The sequence below is a fragment of the Salmonella sp. 32031103-2018-00083-FB-01-SM-01 genome (assembly GCF_017571995.1).
GTDB classification, from domain to species: Bacteria; Pseudomonadota; Gammaproteobacteria; order Enterobacterales; family Enterobacteriaceae; genus Salmonella; species Salmonella enterica.
On the sequence record NZ_JAGEQL010000003.1, the window covers coordinates 187,050 to 202,836 of the forward strand.

At 51.9% G+C, this 15,787-nt stretch carries 16 protein-coding genes; 4 read left to right on the forward strand and 12 right to left on the reverse strand.

The features are described 5' to 3' along the window. Positions 1–9: 9 nt before the first annotated feature. The 10 genes from J4614_RS10605 to ybgI form a co-directional block, all read right to left on the reverse strand. Positions 10–906, reverse strand: a complete 897-nt coding sequence (locus J4614_RS10605) for a glycosyltransferase family 2 protein (protein ID WP_162493579.1) — start codon at positions 904–906, stop codon at positions 10–12. Further along, positions 903–2,054, reverse strand: a complete 1,152-nt coding sequence (gene glf / locus J4614_RS10610; protein WP_001531005.1) for a UDP-galactopyranose mutase — start codon at positions 2,052–2,054, stop codon at positions 903–905. The genes J4614_RS10605 and glf overlap by 4 nt, the downstream gene beginning before the upstream one ends. 285 nt (positions 2,055–2,339) lie before the next feature. Continuing rightward, positions 2,340–3,080: a hypothetical protein gene (locus tag J4614_RS10615; RefSeq protein ID WP_001194235.1), complete on the reverse strand. Its 741-nt coding sequence runs from the start codon at positions 3,078–3,080 to the stop codon at positions 2,340–2,342. A 1-nt stretch (position 3,081) separates the two neighbouring features. Further along, positions 3,082–3,417 carry a hypothetical protein gene (locus J4614_RS10620; protein ID WP_077906418.1) on the reverse strand — a complete coding sequence of 112 codons (336 nt, stop codon included), beginning with the start codon at positions 3,415–3,417 and terminating at the stop codon, positions 3,082–3,084. Positions 3,418–3,876: 459 nt separating this feature from the next. Next, positions 3,877–4,443 carry a tyrosine-type DNA invertase gene (locus J4614_RS10625; RefSeq protein WP_000824704.1) on the reverse strand — a complete coding sequence of 189 codons (567 nt, stop codon included), beginning with the start codon at positions 4,441–4,443 and terminating at the stop codon, positions 3,877–3,879. A gap of 59 nt (positions 4,444–4,502) precedes the next feature. After that, positions 4,503–4,634, reverse strand: coding sequence for a hypothetical protein (locus J4614_RS10630; RefSeq protein ID WP_001528846.1), 132 nt, complete (start codon positions 4,632–4,634; stop codon positions 4,503–4,505). Positions 4,635–4,957: 323 nt separating this feature from the next. Beyond that, on the reverse strand, positions 4,958–5,692 hold the full coding sequence (gene pxpA / locus J4614_RS10635) for a 5-oxoprolinase subunit PxpA (RefSeq protein WP_001017913.1): 735 nt from the start codon (positions 5,690–5,692) through the stop codon (positions 4,958–4,960). Continuing rightward, complete coding sequence (pxpC, locus tag J4614_RS10640; protein ID WP_000932036.1) at positions 5,682–6,614, reverse strand: 5-oxoprolinase subunit PxpC; 933 nt, start codon at positions 6,612–6,614, stop codon at positions 5,682–5,684. The genes pxpA and pxpC overlap by 11 nt, the downstream gene beginning before the upstream one ends. Next, on the reverse strand, positions 6,608–7,264 hold the full coding sequence (pxpB, locus tag J4614_RS10645) for a 5-oxoprolinase subunit PxpB (protein WP_001188376.1): 657 nt from the start codon (positions 7,262–7,264) through the stop codon (positions 6,608–6,610). The genes pxpC and pxpB overlap by 7 nt, the downstream gene beginning before the upstream one ends. Before the next feature lie 15 nt (positions 7,265–7,279). Next, on the reverse strand, positions 7,280–8,023 hold the full coding sequence (gene ybgI / locus J4614_RS10650; protein WP_000798844.1) for a radiation resistance protein YbgI: 744 nt from the start codon (positions 8,021–8,023) through the stop codon (positions 7,280–7,282). A gap of 328 nt (positions 8,024–8,351) precedes the next feature. Between ybgI and J4614_RS10655 the strand changes: the two genes are divergently transcribed. Then, positions 8,352–9,833 carry an MFS transporter gene (locus J4614_RS10655; protein WP_001041123.1) on the forward strand — a complete coding sequence of 494 codons (1,482 nt, stop codon included), beginning with the start codon at positions 8,352–8,354 and terminating at the stop codon, positions 9,831–9,833. 38 nt (positions 9,834–9,871) lie between these two features. Here J4614_RS10655 and phrB read toward each other — a convergent pair whose 3' ends face one another. Both phrB and J4614_RS10665 read right to left on the reverse strand, forming a co-directional pair. Then, a complete protein-coding gene (gene phrB, locus J4614_RS10660; RefSeq protein ID WP_208293172.1) occupies positions 9,872–11,293 on the reverse strand; it encodes a deoxyribodipyrimidine photo-lyase in 1,422 nt (473 codons plus the stop codon). A 110-nt stretch (positions 11,294–11,403) separates the two neighbouring features. Continuing rightward, complete coding sequence (locus tag J4614_RS10665) at positions 11,404–11,610, reverse strand: YbfA family protein (RefSeq protein WP_000401433.1); 207 nt, start codon at positions 11,608–11,610, stop codon at positions 11,404–11,406. A 336-nt stretch (positions 11,611–11,946) separates the two neighbouring features. Between J4614_RS10665 and kdpF the strand changes: the two genes are divergently transcribed. From kdpF to kdpB, 3 genes are read left to right on the forward strand one after another with little or no spacing between them, the layout of a single operon-like run. Beyond that, positions 11,947–12,036 carry a K(+)-transporting ATPase subunit F gene (gene kdpF / locus J4614_RS10670; RefSeq protein ID WP_001670793.1) on the forward strand — a complete coding sequence of 30 codons (90 nt, stop codon included), beginning with the start codon at positions 11,947–11,949 and terminating at the stop codon, positions 12,034–12,036. Beyond that, positions 12,036–13,715: a potassium-transporting ATPase subunit KdpA gene (gene kdpA, locus J4614_RS10675; RefSeq protein WP_000730068.1), complete on the forward strand. Its 1,680-nt coding sequence runs from the start codon at positions 12,036–12,038 to the stop codon at positions 13,713–13,715. Before kdpF ends, kdpA begins: the two co-directional genes overlap by 1 nt. Positions 13,716–13,735: 20 nt before the next feature. Then, positions 13,736–15,784, forward strand: coding sequence for a potassium-transporting ATPase subunit KdpB (kdpB, locus tag J4614_RS10680; RefSeq protein ID WP_000088039.1), 2,049 nt, complete (start codon positions 13,736–13,738; stop codon positions 15,782–15,784). Positions 15,785–15,787: the final 3 nt, after the last annotated feature.

The window sequence follows — 15,787 nt, forward strand, 5'->3', positions numbered from 1 at the left end:
TTCGTCCTGCTAATGATATTTCCCGCTAATACCTTTAAGTCCATGAAGTATTCCCTGCCAGATAAAATATAGATAATGAAATTTCTTACGCTGCCATGGTAATATGGCGAGATATTTAGAGAGGCGTAATACTATAGAAAGAACACTGAATATCCTGGGAACGGGTAAAAGTTTTCTCAGCAGCAACAAATTTCTACAAAGATAATATACTTTCCATTCGGGGCAGATACACCTTCCATGAATAGAGATATCATGAATAAATTTAATTTCTGGGGAGTAACGAATTTTCTGCCCGGACAATACTAGCTTATAACCAAAGAAAAAATCATCATAATAAAGGAAAAGTTCATCATGGATATCGTTAAGATGGTTATTCAATACCTTTCGATCAATAATCATACCAACGAATGACACAGTTTGAACATCAGTAACCTGAGTTCTTACTGGAGAAAACCTCTCTGGGCGTATCACATAATAAATAGTCTCAAACACCGTAGATGGAACCCTGATGAAAGGCAAATTCATCCGACAAGACCGTCCATAGGTGTCCTGAACTCGCGACGCAAATATACGGTATCTTGAGGTATCTAATAACGAGAAATGCTTTAAAATATTAATTTCCGGGTAAGCATCATCATCATAGAAAAATACCCAATCGGCATTACTATATGAGCATATATATTGACTACCTACTTTAAATCCGCCAGCACCACCAAGATTATCTTTAAGATTAAGTATCGTGATGCCAGGTTCACTTAATGAAGAAAGCCATTCCCTGGTACCGTCGCTTGAGCCATTATTAACGATAACAATAGAGGAAAAACCCGCCTTAACAGTCTCTCGCACACTTTTTTTTAATTTTTCAAGACGGTTAAAAGTTACGATTAGCGCTGTACACTTCATCAAACGGTAACTGTAAAAGCTGGCATTTCTTTTTGTTCATATAGCGACGTTAAGTATACGTCCGCCGTCTGTAATGCTTCAGCTATCGTGATGTCCATATCGAGATAACGATAAGTGCCAAGACGACCAATGAAAGTAATATTTTTTTCTTTTTTAGCCCGCGACAGATATTTATTCAGTAAATCCATTTTATCTGCCCTGCGAACAGGATAGTAGGGTATATCACCAGCTTCACATTCCCGACTATATTCTTGATAACATATTGAAGCTTCATGTCTCTCCCACGGAGAAAAATATTTGTGCTCAGTAATCCGAGTATAAGGAGTATCTATTGAACAATAATTCATTACTGCGCATCCTTGATAATCACTCTGGCAAATTATTTTTTTAAAGTCTAATGTACGATATTCCAGTCGGCCATATTGACAGGAGTAAAAGGCATCCAGCGCGCCACTGAAAAAAACATGATCATAATCTGTCCGCATTTCCTGAGTGAAGGAGCGACATAGTTCAACAGCGATATTTTCGTGTTCGACAATGGACTTGACCATTTGTGTATAACCAAATTTTGGTATTCCCTGAAACTTATGATTGAAATAGTTATCATTATAATTAAAGCGAACAGGGATACGTTTCAATACAGAAGCGGGTAACGCGGAAGGATGAAGCCCCCATTGTTTAATGGTATAACCTTTAAAAAAAGCTTCATATAACTCTTCGCCAATGAAACGCAAGGCCTGTTGCTCAAAATTTTGTGGTTCCAGAATGGTGCTATCACATTTTTGAAGCAGTAATTTCCTGGCGTCATCAGGTGAGCAGGCGACACCAAAAAATTGATTGATGGTATGAAGATTGATAGGTAGAGAAAATACCTGACCATTTACTGTAGCCTTAACCTTATTGATATAAGGCATCATCTCAGCGTATTTATTTACATAATTCCATACAGTTTCATTATCAGTATGAAAAATATGAGGACCATAAACGTGCACCATAATACCCGTGTGCTCATCTCGGGCATCATAAGCGTTACCACCGATATGCGAACGTTGATCAATAATATTGACTACATGTCCCTGCTCGGCTAACTGGCGTGCTATTACTGCGCCTGAAAGGCCCGCACCTACAATTAGTATCTTTTTACGTTGCATTATTTTTGTCACTCTGTTCGCAGACACAGATAATATTAGATGGTTTATCCAGAATCATTGTCATTTATATCAGTAGGGTAAAGTGAAATTTACTCAACGCATCCAGATAATTCCACGCTACCGCCACAGCGCGTAAACCCTCGCACTGATTACAGATTCATTAATGTCACACGTTATGCGGTATTTCCGGACAACGATGATTGCCATATTTATTTTGCGAAGATAACTCATTCAGAACGCAACATAACGGGTCTGAATACCGCGCGGCATGATGTAAATATGCTGTCAGCATAAATCCGGTGCGTTACCGGCCCCAGTTTTTACCAACGCACTCTGTTGACTGATGTCCGGGCCGACGTCCGGTATCCTTATTCTTACCGCATCAGATAGCGGTACTCCTGTCGGGATATCCCAGCGTTGTTTCAGCGTCTGCTCCGCGAGCCAGACCTGCCTCACGCCGGTTCCCAGCATACGGGCCGTCATTTCCGGGCTACAGCCTGACAACAGTAATCCCAGCACCCGCCGTCCCTGTTTTGGCAGACGCTCTGACAGTAACCTGACCAGCGTGCGGCTGTTTATCTCCATCACCAGCTCCGGTACGCTCAACGCGTTTTTCATCTCCTCCTCGTAAGGCGATGTCTGTAGTGATGACCATATGGCAAGCTCAGCCATTCTGGCCAGAACCCTTACCGACATAGCGCGTTTAATCAACCTCAGATGGCGGAAATAACCTTCCACGCTGACGTCAACCGGTAAAAACGCGTTACTGCTGCAAAAAACCACTGTCCGCGGATAACGCTGAAAAACCTGTTGCCACAGCAGAAGCTGAGTTGATGGCCGTCCGGCGGATATCACCATCGCGCCGGGCCACCGACGCAACCGATCCAGCAGCCCTTCTGGTGTCCTGAGACGAACGCAGTCCTCCACGCAAAGGCCACCGGTATCCGGAAACTGCGCAGGATTTTCGCCTGACTGACAAAACATAATCAGCCGGAGAGGCGGCAGTACTCTGGTTAACGTCTGCATATCAGTACGTCAGAACCTGGTACAGGCTGAACAACGCTGCGACGGTGGAGACCGACAGCAGGAGCAAAAATATTTTCGCGCCCATACTGTACCGACACTTACTGGTGCCCCCCCTTCCGGTGGACATTTCCGCATATTCTTGCGTCATCAGATTGTTCTCCTCTGGCCATTGCCGACCCGGCACTGCGCCAGCAACGGCAGCTTCGTGTTGTGGAAACAACATGTCCGCACCCTTTCGTGGACCGGGAGCCATTCCATGTCTGTATGAAAAATGACGTCTGGCCCTATCTAAACACAGCACTCTGACACCCTGTCCGGTTCTGCTTTTCGGCTGCACAGGCCGTCAGTCCCCCTGGTAGTAAATGCTCCTGCCGCAGGGTAATTCTGCCCTGTGCGGAGTACAAAATGACAAATAAAAAACACAGTAATCTATTGATTTATATATTTATTATGTAAATCAGCTTTCCCTGAACAGACTTCTCTGTGATTTAACAATATGATTCAAAAAGTTAAATAAAGGATTTAATTCTTTGATATGATGATTAATCAGCATTAAATATTATTTAATACGTTTTTTTAACACTTAAAATTAACATTTTGTGCAGGCAGGACAAAAATGGATACAGCATAGTGCTGGTTGGACCAGGTAAATTTTCCCTTAGTTTTTTTATTGTTATATGGATAACTTCTTAATAAGCAAGAGATTACGATTGCATGACTCTTGTGTGGAAGGGGTAAATCTGAGAGGATGATGAAAGCGCGAAGCGGACTTAACTTTTTGAATCAGAACGTACGGTTATACTCGACGTTTTTTTCGCCATATTCCATGAAAACGCCCGGCGTTACTTGCGGTGTATCTTACGGTGTGCTGGATATTCCTGTGCCCCAGATAGTCCTGTATGAGCCGTGTATCAATCCCTTTATCAGCAAGGGCGTAGCCGCAGGCATGTCGCAGCATATGAGGATGTGGCGCTATCGTTAATTCGGCTAACCGCCCTGCCTCACGAAGTATGTAAAAAAATTGTTGCCGGCTGAGCGGATGCCGTCGCAGCGACAGGAACAGCCAGTCTCCGTCAGCCCCTTTCTCAAGATACTTCCTGGCCCTGAGCCAGCTTTTCAGTACGTTATACTCATCGGGAAGGAGGGGGTGACACGTTGAAAAGCCATTTTTGAGGCGCCGGATATAAAGCTGTCTTCCTGCAAGATCAATATCCGACAAGCGCAGCCCCAGCAGCTCACTGGCCCGGAAGCCGTGAATAAACGCCATCAGGATTAAGCAGCGGTTTCTTTCCGGGAAGGGCATTCTGTCGGTCGCTGACAGCAGTTTTTCAATCTCTTCTTGCGTAAGATATTTTCTTTTCACAAAACAAATCCATCATAACAAAATGAGTAATATACTAAAAAATCACTGATCAGATGAGTTTAATTTTCGCTAAAAAAGTTGCTATGCGTAAACAGCTTAAAATCCATATAGCTGACAATCTGGCACGCTATCCATGACGTGATAGTGAAACAGCGAATCAATCTGGCTTCAGTCTCCTGATAAGTTGTCATGACGAGGAATATAAATGCTAAAAATGAGGCTATCGTGAGGTAAATCAATCAGAAAGGGGTAATAGAGAGTCAGGTAGTTTACCCGCCCCGGAGGTTTGATTAGATGGCGATAGCTAACAATATCATAGTGATTTTCAAAAATTCTGCTGCTAACAGCAATAAGCTCATCATACTGGCTATTACAGCATCACTTGGTTATTTTTAAAATAATATATTATAAAGGGATTTATATAGTATTGAATAAATCCCTCTTCCTGACATTAAGAGGACAGAACACGATAATTTTTAGCAGCCGTAATATAATAGCTTCAATCGTCTGGCTCTCAGGCAATAACGTGTATATTACGCGCATTGAACGCGGCGCGTAGCCTGCGTGCGAATGCAAGCGCATACTCGCCGTCGCCATGAATGCACACCGTTTGCGCCGTGACAGTCGTCCACACACCAGTAACACTTTTCACTCTCCCGGCTTGCACCATATCCAGCGTTTGCGCCAGCGCCTGCTCTTCGTCGTGAATCAGCGCGCCAGGTTGCGTGCGCGGCACCAGGCTACCGTCGGCCTGATAGCCGCGATCGGCAAACACCTCCTGCCGCGTCACCAGGCGATAGCGTTCACCGGCCCGGATCAGCTCACTTCCCGCCAGTCCAACCAGTATCAGTGACGGATCATAGTCGTGTACCGCTTTCGCAATCGCCTGTGCCAGACGGGGATCTTTCGCCGCCTGGTTATAGAGCATACCGTGCGGTTTAACATGGCGCATCACGCCGCCTTGCGCCTGAACAATCGCCCCCAGCGCGCCGATTTGGTACAGCGTCTGGGCGTATACCGTTTCCGGCGGTAAAACCATCGCCGTCCGCCCAAAATTATCCCGATCCGGAAAGCTGGGATGCGCGCCGATCGCCACGCCGTTTTTCAGCGCCTCGCGCACGCAGGTCAGCATGGTTTGCGCATCACCGGCGTGAAAACCACAGGCGATATTGGCGGAGGAGACCAGCGTTAATAATTCGCTGTCGCTGGCGCAACCTTCGCCCAAATCCGCATTTAAATCAATGTTCATGCTGAAGTCGCCAGGTAAGCTGTTCCAGATAGCGCTGACGCTCGCGTCGCGCGTTGAGCGCCTCTTCCAGCGAACATTGCACAAAATGGATCGGTTGCCCTAGCGGGATCTGCGCCAGATGGTACATATCTGCCTCGATGATGCAGGCAATGCGCGGATAGCCGCCAGTTGTCTGGGCATCATTCATTAGCACAATAGGTTGACCGTTGTAAGGCACCTGTACGACACCGGGCAGCAAACCGTGCGACAGCAGTTCGCGATCCGTTGTCCGCGTTAACGATTGTCCCTGCAAACGATAGCCCATGCGATTACTTTGCGGACTGAGTTGCCACGGCGAACGCCAGAACGCTTCTTGCGAGGCGCGATCGAATTCACGGTATTCCGGCCCCGGCAGCGCACGGATGCGATTCCCCCACAGTAACTGCTTCACGCCCTGCGGCCCGCTAAACTGTCGCGATGCTTTACCCGTCGCCAGCCGATCGCCATCTTTTAGCAGCCGTCCTTCCAGCCCACCGATACCGGACTTCAGATCGGTACTACACGATCCCATCACCTCCGGCACAGCAATACCACCCGCTACCGCCAGATAGCTACGCATCCCGTGAAGCGGTCGATGCAGCGTAAGACGTTGACCCGCTTTTACCAGCAATCGCCAGCCGGTCCAGACCGGTTGATCATCCAACTGCGCCTCGCAGCCTGCGCCGGTAAGAGCGAACCAGGTCTCATTTTCAAATTCGACAACCAGTTGACCGAGAGTGATTTCCAGCGCCGGGGCATTCGCATCGTTCCCGACCAGGAGATTAGCGGTCTGAAAGGCGGGTTTATCCAGCGCACCGCAGTGACTCAGCCCCGACTGACGAAAGCCGTGACGCCCGCTATCCTGCACGGAGGTATAAATCCCCGCGCGAATAATATTCAGCATATTCCCTCCTTTTGCGGCACAAAGCGTACGCTATCGCCAGGGCGTAGCAAAACCGGAGGCTCCCGCATCGGATCGAATAACTTCAACGGCGTGAGGCCGATCAGCTGCCAGCCGCCCGGCGTGGATAATGGATAAATACCCGTCTGCGCGCCGCCGATGCCGACAGAACCGGCCGGAACCTGCAGGCGCGGCTCCGCGCGTCTGGGCATATGGAGCGATTCTGGTAAATTCCCAAGATAGGGAAAGCCAGGCTGAAAGCCTAAAAACCAGACGACATACTCAACGGAGGCATGTAGCTCCACGACCTGCTTTTCACTCAAACCGCTGTGCCGTGCCACCGCCGCCAGATCCGGCCCGCCTGCGCCGCCATAGATCACCGGGATCTCAACCGAACGCGAGTCCGGCTCCAGCGCCTCGCTCTCTTCCCACCAGCGCTGCAGACGCTCAATCGCATCCAGCGCCAGGGTTTGCGGTTCCCGCAAGATCACGGTGATATTGTTCATCCCGGGAATGGCTTCCACCACGTTCGGCATATCAACCAGACGCTGCGTCAGACGCCAGATGCGTTTCTGGCTCGCCAGCGTAATCGGCGGTTCAAGTTCCAGGACGACCGCCGTTTCGCCTAACAGATAACAACGCGCTCGCTGCACTTTATTACCTCTCAGTTATGCCGGGTTAGGGATATCAATAAACGTCACATCCAACGCCGTGTTTTCGTTCAACCATTCGCTCAGGGCGCGAATACCGCCGCGTTCAGTGGCATGGTGCCCGGCGGCATAAAAATGCAGCCCCTGTTCGCGCGCGGAATGAATGGTCTGTTCAGACACCTCGCCGGTAATAAAAGCATCCACGCCGAAGCGGGCGGCGCTATCAATAAAACTTTGCCCGCCGCCGGTACACCAGGCGACACGCTGCACATTCTCTGGCCCGGTATCGCCGCACCATAGCGGTTTACGCCCCAGACGCGCTTCAATCCATGAGGCCAGTTCCAGCCCCGGCACCGGCATTGAGAGCTCTCCCCACGGCACCAGCGGCTCAATTTCTCCTTTCACGGTAATGCCCAATAGCGCCGCCAACTGCGCATTGTTGCCCAGCTCAGGATGCGCATCCAGCGGCAGATGCCAACCGTAAAGGTTAATATCATTTGCCAGTAACGTTTTTAAGCGACGGCGTTTCATCCCGCGAATAACCGGAGACTCGCCTTTCCAGAAGTAACCATGATGAACAATGACCGCATCGGCCTGCAAACGCACCGCCTCATCGAGCAGCGCCTGACTTGCGGTCACGCCGGTAACGATTTTCTGTACCGTCTCTTTTCCTTCGACCTGTAAACCATTCGGCGCATAATCGCTTATTGCCGCACTGTTCAGCTTGTCGTTAATCAGTTGTTCCAGCTCGGTGTTTTTCATCATCGCTCCCTTTAACCCACGTTCTACTTTCCCGTTACGGGTTCAGTCTCCGTTAACATAGCCTCCCGTTGGCCGTTCGTCGATAAACATTTGTTTGACACATCAAGAAACAATCACCCCCGGGTTTGGCGCAAATTACTTAGCAAAACACGATCGGTTTCATGTATATTTATGCAATCATAACGCATATTGCAGAAAAAATCAGTTCTGTATCATGTTGGTAACTTTAAGGAAACACGGCGATACGGCAGGCTTAATAAGCCCACAAAGAAAGGCATTATCTGAGAATGCCGCGTTCTTTCCGCAGCGTCTCTATCCCGGAAATACGATGAATAAACAAGCATCTCAACCCCGCGCTATTTACTACGTTGTCGCCCTGCAAATTTGGGAGTACTTCAGCTTTTATGGTATGCGCGCCCTACTGATTCTTTATCTCACCAATCAGCTAAAATACGACGATAACCACGCCTATGAGTTATTCAGCGCTTATTGTTCGCTGGTCTACGTAACGCCGATTCTTGGCGGCTATCTGGCGGATAAGGTGCTTGGCAACCGAATGGCAGTCATGCTGGGCGCATTTTTAATGGCTATAGGTCATTTAGTGCTGGGCGCCAGTGAGATCGCGCCGACATTCCTTTATCTGTCGCTGGCGATCATTGTCTGCGGCTACGGCCTGTTTAAATCGAATATTAGCTGCCTGCTGGGCGAACTGTACCAGCCGGAAGATCCGCGCCGCGACGGCGGATTCTCGCTGCTTTACGCAGCGGGCAATATTGGTTCGATCGTGGCGCCTATCGCCTGCGGCTATGTGCAAGAGGAGTACAGTTGGGCGATGGGCTTTGCGCTCGCCGCCATTGGTATGCTGGCGGGGTTAGTGATCTTCCTGTGTGGAAATCGTCATTTCACCCACACCACCGGCGTGAATAAAGCCGTGTTGTGCGCCAGAAACTACCTGCTGCCGAATTGGGGCTGGCTGTTAATTCTGCTGGTAGCGGCGCCGTTGCTGATTACCGTTCTGTTCTGGAAAGAATGGTCTGTCTATGCCTTAATCGTGGCGACCGCGATCGGCCTGGTCGTGCTGGCAAAAATTTATCGCCAGGCGCAAACGGCCAAACAGCGCAAAGAACTGGGGCTGATTGTCACCCTGACCCTGTTCAGTATGCTGTTCTGGGCGTTTGCCCAGCAGGGCGGTAGCTCTATCAGCCTGTATATCGACCGCTTTGTGAACCGCGATATTCTGGGCTATTCCGTTCCTACCGCCATGTTCCAGTCGGTGAACGCCTTTGCCGTGATGCTGTGTGGGGTCGTCCTGGCCTGGCTGGTTAAAGAGAGCGTAAGCGGTAATCGCACCGTGCGTATCTGGGGCAAATTCGCGCTGGGTCTCGGTCTGATGAGCGCCGGATTCTGTATTTTGACCCTGAGCGCACGCTGGTCCGCCGCTTACGGACACTCTTCAATGCCGCTAATGGTGCTGGGACTGGCGGTGATGGGCTTTGCCGAGCTGTTTATCGACCCGGTCGCCATGTCGCAAATTACGCGCATTGATATCCCCGGCGTCACCGGCGTATTAACCGGAATTTATATGCTGCTGTCCGGCGCGATAGCTAACTATCTGGCAGGCGTCATCGCTGACCAGACCTCGCAAAGCGCCTTCGACGCCAGCGGCGCGGTTAATTACGCCATCAACGCCTATGTGGATGTTTTTGAACAGATCACCTGGGGCGCGTTAGCCTGCGTAGGGGTTGTCCTGCTGATTTGGCTGTATCAGTCCTTCAAATTCAAAAGCCGCGCGCTGGCCGTCGAATCCTGATAGCAGAATGCCCGGTAGTTTGCGCTATCGGGCCTGTATCACACCCCTTTTCTCGCCGCCTCATAGGCGGAAAGCGTCGCTATTCTCGCCTGTTTGTGCTCCACAATAGGCCGAGGATAATCAAGCACGACTCCCGCTTTTTCCGCCCACCGCCACGGCTCGTGAATCGCTTTTCCAGGGATATCGCGTAATGCCGGTAGCCACTGGCGGATAAATTCGCCGTCGCGATCGAATCTCTCTCCCTGAGTCGTGGGATTAAAAATACGAAAATAAGGCGCGGCATCAGTACCGGTTGAAGCGGCCCACTGCCAGCCGCCATTATTGGCGGCAAGATCGCCGTCAATAAGCTGCGACATGAAATAGCGCTCCCCTAACCGCCAGTCAATTAGCAGATCTTTTACCAGAAAGCTGGCGGTAATCATGCGTAAACGGTTATGCATCCAGCCCGTCGCGTTAAGCTGGCGCATCGCCGCATCGACAATGGGATAACCGGTTTCGCCTTTCTCCCATGCCTGAAAATAGTGCGGGTTCTCCTGCCACGCGACGCGTTTTGTCCAGCGGATAAACGGCTGGTGTTTGCATAATGCCGGATACCAGGTCATTAAATGACGGTAAAATTCCCGCCAGATGAGCTCATTCAACCAGACGCTTCCCGGTCCGCCGTCCAGCGCCTGCGGCTGCTCCGCCAGTAATCGGTGCAGGCACTGTCGCGGCGACAGGCCGCCCGTCGCCAGGCTGGCGGAAAGCCGACTGGTGCCTTCAACCGCAGGGAAATCCCGCTGTGACTCATACCCGTCTGCGCCCTGCGCGCAAAACTGACGTAGCTGCGCGATGACCGCGTTTTCTTCCACCGGGAAAAGCGCGGCGTCAAACGCCTGTTGCGGGTAGTTAAGCGAGACTGGCGTTAAGGGTGTAGAAAGCGCGCCGCTCACCCGGATCTTCGGGGCCGGAACGCACGGCGGGATATCCTCTTTTAACCGTTTCAACCAGGCGTTTTTAAACGGCGTAAAAACTTTATACATTTCATGATTGCCGGTCATCACCGCGCCGGGCGCCAGAATCACGCTATCGTCAAAGCCTTCGCAGATGACAGAGGGCAGCGTTTTTTCCACCGCCGCATCACGCTGACGCTCGTTAAACTCATACTGATAGTTATAAAACAGATGGCTGACGTCATGCTGTCGGCAAACGTTTTTGACCGTTTTAATACTGGCGTTAAAATCCGCCACTTCATGAAACAGCAGCGGAATGCCTTTCTCTGCAAGGGCCGTCTGTAGCGCATTGAGCTGCGCGCTGATGAATGCCGCCTGCCGCGGCGCCATATCATGGGCCTGCCACTGCGCGGGGGTGGAAATATAAAGCGCCAGCACCCGCGCGGATGCATCGCGGCAGGCGGCGGCCAGCGCAAGGTTATCCTGTAAACGCAGATCGCGCCTGAACCAGACTAAATGGGTGGGCATACAACTCCTGAAAGATGAAACGTCACGGCGAATAGCGTTAAACAGTGTAGACCCTGGCGCATAAAAAAACCGCCAGCGTGGCGGCTGACGGTTTTTCAGGCTGGTCGCGATTAATAAAAGTCGCAGGTGGCTTTTTCAGCCTGCGCCATCCATACCGGTTTATCACTGGTTTTCGACCAGACACGGTGCAGATAACTATAAAAACGCGCGCGGTCTTTCCAGAAGAGCATCACTGGCAGCGCCAGCACGCCTGCGATCACCGCGAAAGCACGACGGGCAAAAATGACATGCGCCGGATAGTCTTTATAGTGTTCCATACGTTTCCCCCCTTTATACCGAGGCTACCCGCCCCGGTATAGATTGAATCGGTGAATAGCACCGAAAAATTGAACCTCGTTACCTGATTAAAATAGTACCGCTTTCGGTGTAATTTTACTACTCATCCGACCACTTATTTTCACGCTTTTCCAGCAGATTTACATTCAAAGCGTAAATTAGTTACAAAAAGGTTAAATTAATACTAATCATTAGTTAAATAATGGTCTTTGCCATTTTTATACTTTTTTTACACTCCGCCCGCCAATTTTTGCGAAATCTTTGCAGCCAAAAAATTACCTTTCTCAGGAGTAAAACAATGCCACTGGAGGTGCTCTGTGAGTGCAGGCGTGATAACCGGCATCGTGCTGGTTTTCTTACTTTTAGGTTATCTGGTCTATGCCCTGATTAATGCGGAGGCGTTCTGATGGCCGCGCAAGGATTTTTACTGATCGCCAGTTTTTTACTGATTTTATTGGTACTGGCGAAACCGTTGGGTTCGGGCCTGGCAAGGCTCATCGCCGCCGTTCCGTTGCCGGGCGTGGCTGGCATTGAGCGTATCCTCTGGCGAACTCTTGGCATTACCGACCACGAAATGAACTGGCGTCAGTATTTACTGGCGCTACTGACGCTCAATCTGCTGGGACTGGGCATCCTGTTTTGCCTGCTGTTCTGGCAGGAGTGGCTGCCCTTAAATCCGCAGCGGCTACCGGGTCTGTCCTGGGATCTGGCGCTGAATACCGCCGTCAGCTTTGTCACCAATACCAACTGGCAAGCCTACAGCGGCGAAAGCACGCTGAGCTACTTTAGCCAGATGGCGGGGCTGACGGTGCAAAATTTCCTGTCGGCGGCGACCGGGATTGCGGTGGTTTTTGCACTTATCCGCGCCTTTACGCGCCAGAATGTGCACACGCTGGGTAATGCCTGGCAAGATCTGGTACGCATTACGCTATGGATATTATTTCCTGTCGCGTTAATTATCGCGCTGTTTTTTATCCAACAAGGCGTACCGCAAAACCTGTCGGCTTATCAGCCCATCACCACCCTTGAAGGCGCTAAACAACTCTTGCCGATGGGTCCGGTTGCTTCGCAGGAGGCGATCAAAATGCTTGGCACTAACGGCGGCGGTTTCTTTAACGCCAACTCTTCGCATCCGTTCGAAAACCCCACCGCGCTCACTAATCTGGCGCAGATGCTGGCGATATTTTTGATTCCAGCCGCGCTCTGTTTCGCCTTTGGCGAAGCGGCGGGCGATCGCCGTCAGGGACGCGCGCTACTGTGGGCAATGTCATTCATTTTTGTGGTCTGCGTAGCGGTAGTGATGTGGGCGGAAGTTCAGGGAAATCCACATCTGTTGGCGGCAGGCGCGGACAGTAGCGTCAACATGGAGGGTAAAGAAACACGCTTTGGCGTGCTGGCCAGCAGCCTGTTTGCCGTCGTCACGACCGCGGCGTCCTGCGGGGCGGTAAATGCCATGCACGACTCGTTTACCGCTCTGGGCGGTATGGTGCCGATGTGGCTGATGCAAATTGGCGAAGTGGTCTTTGGCGGCGTCGGTTCAGGCCTGTATGGCATGTTGCTGTTTGTCCTGCTGGCGGTGTTTATCGCGGGGCTGATGATCGGTCGCACACCGGAATATCTGGGGAAAAAAATCGACGTGCGCGAAATGAAAATGACCGCGCTGGCGATTCTGGTCACGCCGATGCTGGTCTTGTTGGGTTCGGCGCTGGCGATGATGACGGATGCCGGACGCAGCGCAATGCTGAACCCTGGCCCGCACGGTTTTAGCGAAGTGCTATATGCCGTCTCCTCTGCCGCCAACAACAACGGTAGCGCCTTTGCGGGTCTGAGCGCTAACTCGCCTTTCTGGAACTGTTTGCTGGCGTTCTGCATGTTCGTCGGACGTTTCGGCGTGATTATTCCTGTCATGGCCATCGCCGGATCGCTGGTCAGTAAAAAAGTACAGCCGGCCAGTCAGGGAACGCTGGCGACCCACGGCGCGCTATTTATTGGACTGCTTATCGGCACGGTACTGCTGGTCGGCGCGCTGACATTTATTCCTGCCCTGGCGCTTGGCCCGGTAGCGGAACATTTCTCTTTACCTTGAGCGATGCGGAGTACATTGATATGAGTCGCAAGCAACTGGCGCTGTTTGAACCTGTTTTACTCGTACAGGCGCTAACGGATGCCGTAAAAAAATTAAGCCCACGCGCCCAGTGGCGTAACCCGGTGATGTTTGTGGTCTGGGCCGGCAGCGTGCTAACCACTCTGTTAACGCTCGCTATGGTAACAGGACAAATAACGGGAAGCGCCTTGTTTACAGGGGTGATCAGCCTGTGGTTATGGTTCACCGTACTGTTCGCCAATTTTGCCGAAGCGCTGGCGGAAGGCCGCAGCAAAGCCCAGGCAAACAGTCTGAAAGGGGTGAAAAAGACCGCGTTCGCTCGCCGCCTGCGCGCCCCGCGCCATGATGCGCAGGCCGATAACGTGCCCGCCGCTGAACTGCGGAAAGGCGACATTGTCCTGGTCAAAGCGGGCGATATTATTCCCTGCGATGGCGAGGTCATCGAAGGCGGCGCCTCGGTGGATGAAAGTGCGATTACCGGCGAATCCGCGCCCGTGATCCGTGAGTCCGGCGGCGATTTCGCTTCTGTCACCGGCGGCACGCGAATTCTTTCCGACTGGCTGGTGATTGCCTGTAGCGTCAATCCTGGCGAAACCTTTCTTGACCGGATGATCGCGATGGTGGAAGGCGCGCAGCGGCGGAAAACGCCTAACGAGATTGCCCTGACGATTTTGCTCATCGCCCTGACCATTGTCTTTTTGCTGGCGACCGCCACCCTGTGGCCCTTCTCCGCCTGGGGCGGTAACGCGGTCAGCGTCACCGTGTTGGTGGCGTTGCTGGTGTGCCTGATCCCCACTACCATCGGCGGGCTACTCTCCGCCATTGGCGTAGCCGGAATGAGCCGAATGTTGGGCGCGAACGTCATCGCCACCAGCGGCCGCGCCGTAGAAGCCGCGGGCGATGTCGACGTGTTACTGCTGGATAAAACCGGCACTATCACGCTCGGCAATCGCCAGGCGTCCGATTTTATACCCGCCCGAGGGGTGGACGAACGCACGCTGGCTGACGCCGCGCAGCTCGCTTCGCTGGCCGACGAAACGCCGGAAGGCCGCAGCATTGTGATCCTCGCCAAACAGCGCTTTAACCTGCGTGAACGAGATGTGCAGTCGCTTCATGCCACCTTTGTTCCGTTTACCGCGCAAAGCCGCATGAGCGGAATTAATATCGATAACCGGATGATCCGTAAAGGTTCGGTGGACGCGATTCGGCGTCATGTCGAGAGCAATGGCGGCCATTTTCCCGCCGATGTCGAGCAAAACGTCGAGAACGTGGCGCGTCTGGGCGCGACGCCGCTGGTGGTCGTGGAAGGCGCGCGCGTACTGGGTGTTATCGCCCTCAAGGATATCGTTAAAGGCGGCATTAAAGAACGTTTCGCCCAGCTGCGAAAGATGGGTATTAAAACGGTGATGATCACTGGCGATAACCGCCTGACGGCGGCAGCGATTGCCGCCGAAGCCGGTGTGGACGATTTTCTTGCCGAAGCCACGCCGGAAGCCAAGCTGGCGCTGATCCGTCAATATCAGGCGGAAGGACGGCTGGTCGCCATGACCGGCGACGGCACTAACGATGCCCCGGCGCTGGCGCAGGCTGACGTCGCGGTGGCGATGAACTCCGGCACCCAGGCGGCAAAAGAAGCCGGTAATATGGTGGATCTGGACTCTAACCCGACCAAGTTGATTGAAGTGGTGCATATCGGTAAGCAGATGCTGATGACGCGCGGCTCGCTCACCACCTTCAGTATCGCGAATGATGTAGCGAAATATTTCGCCATTATTCCCGCCGCGTTTGCCGCTACCTATCCGCAGCTAAACGCGCTCAACGTGATGGGGCTACATTCGCCGAACTCCGCCATTCTGAGCGCGGTGATCTTTAACGCCCTGATTATTATTTTTCTGATCCCGCTGGCATTAAAAGGCGTGAGTTATAAGCCGCTTTCCGCATCGGCCATGCTGCGCCGTAATTTATGGATCTATGGTCTGGGTGGTCTGGTGGTGCCGTTTATTGGCATCAAAGTGATTGATGTGCTGCTGACCCTGCTGGGTCTGGCATGAGGT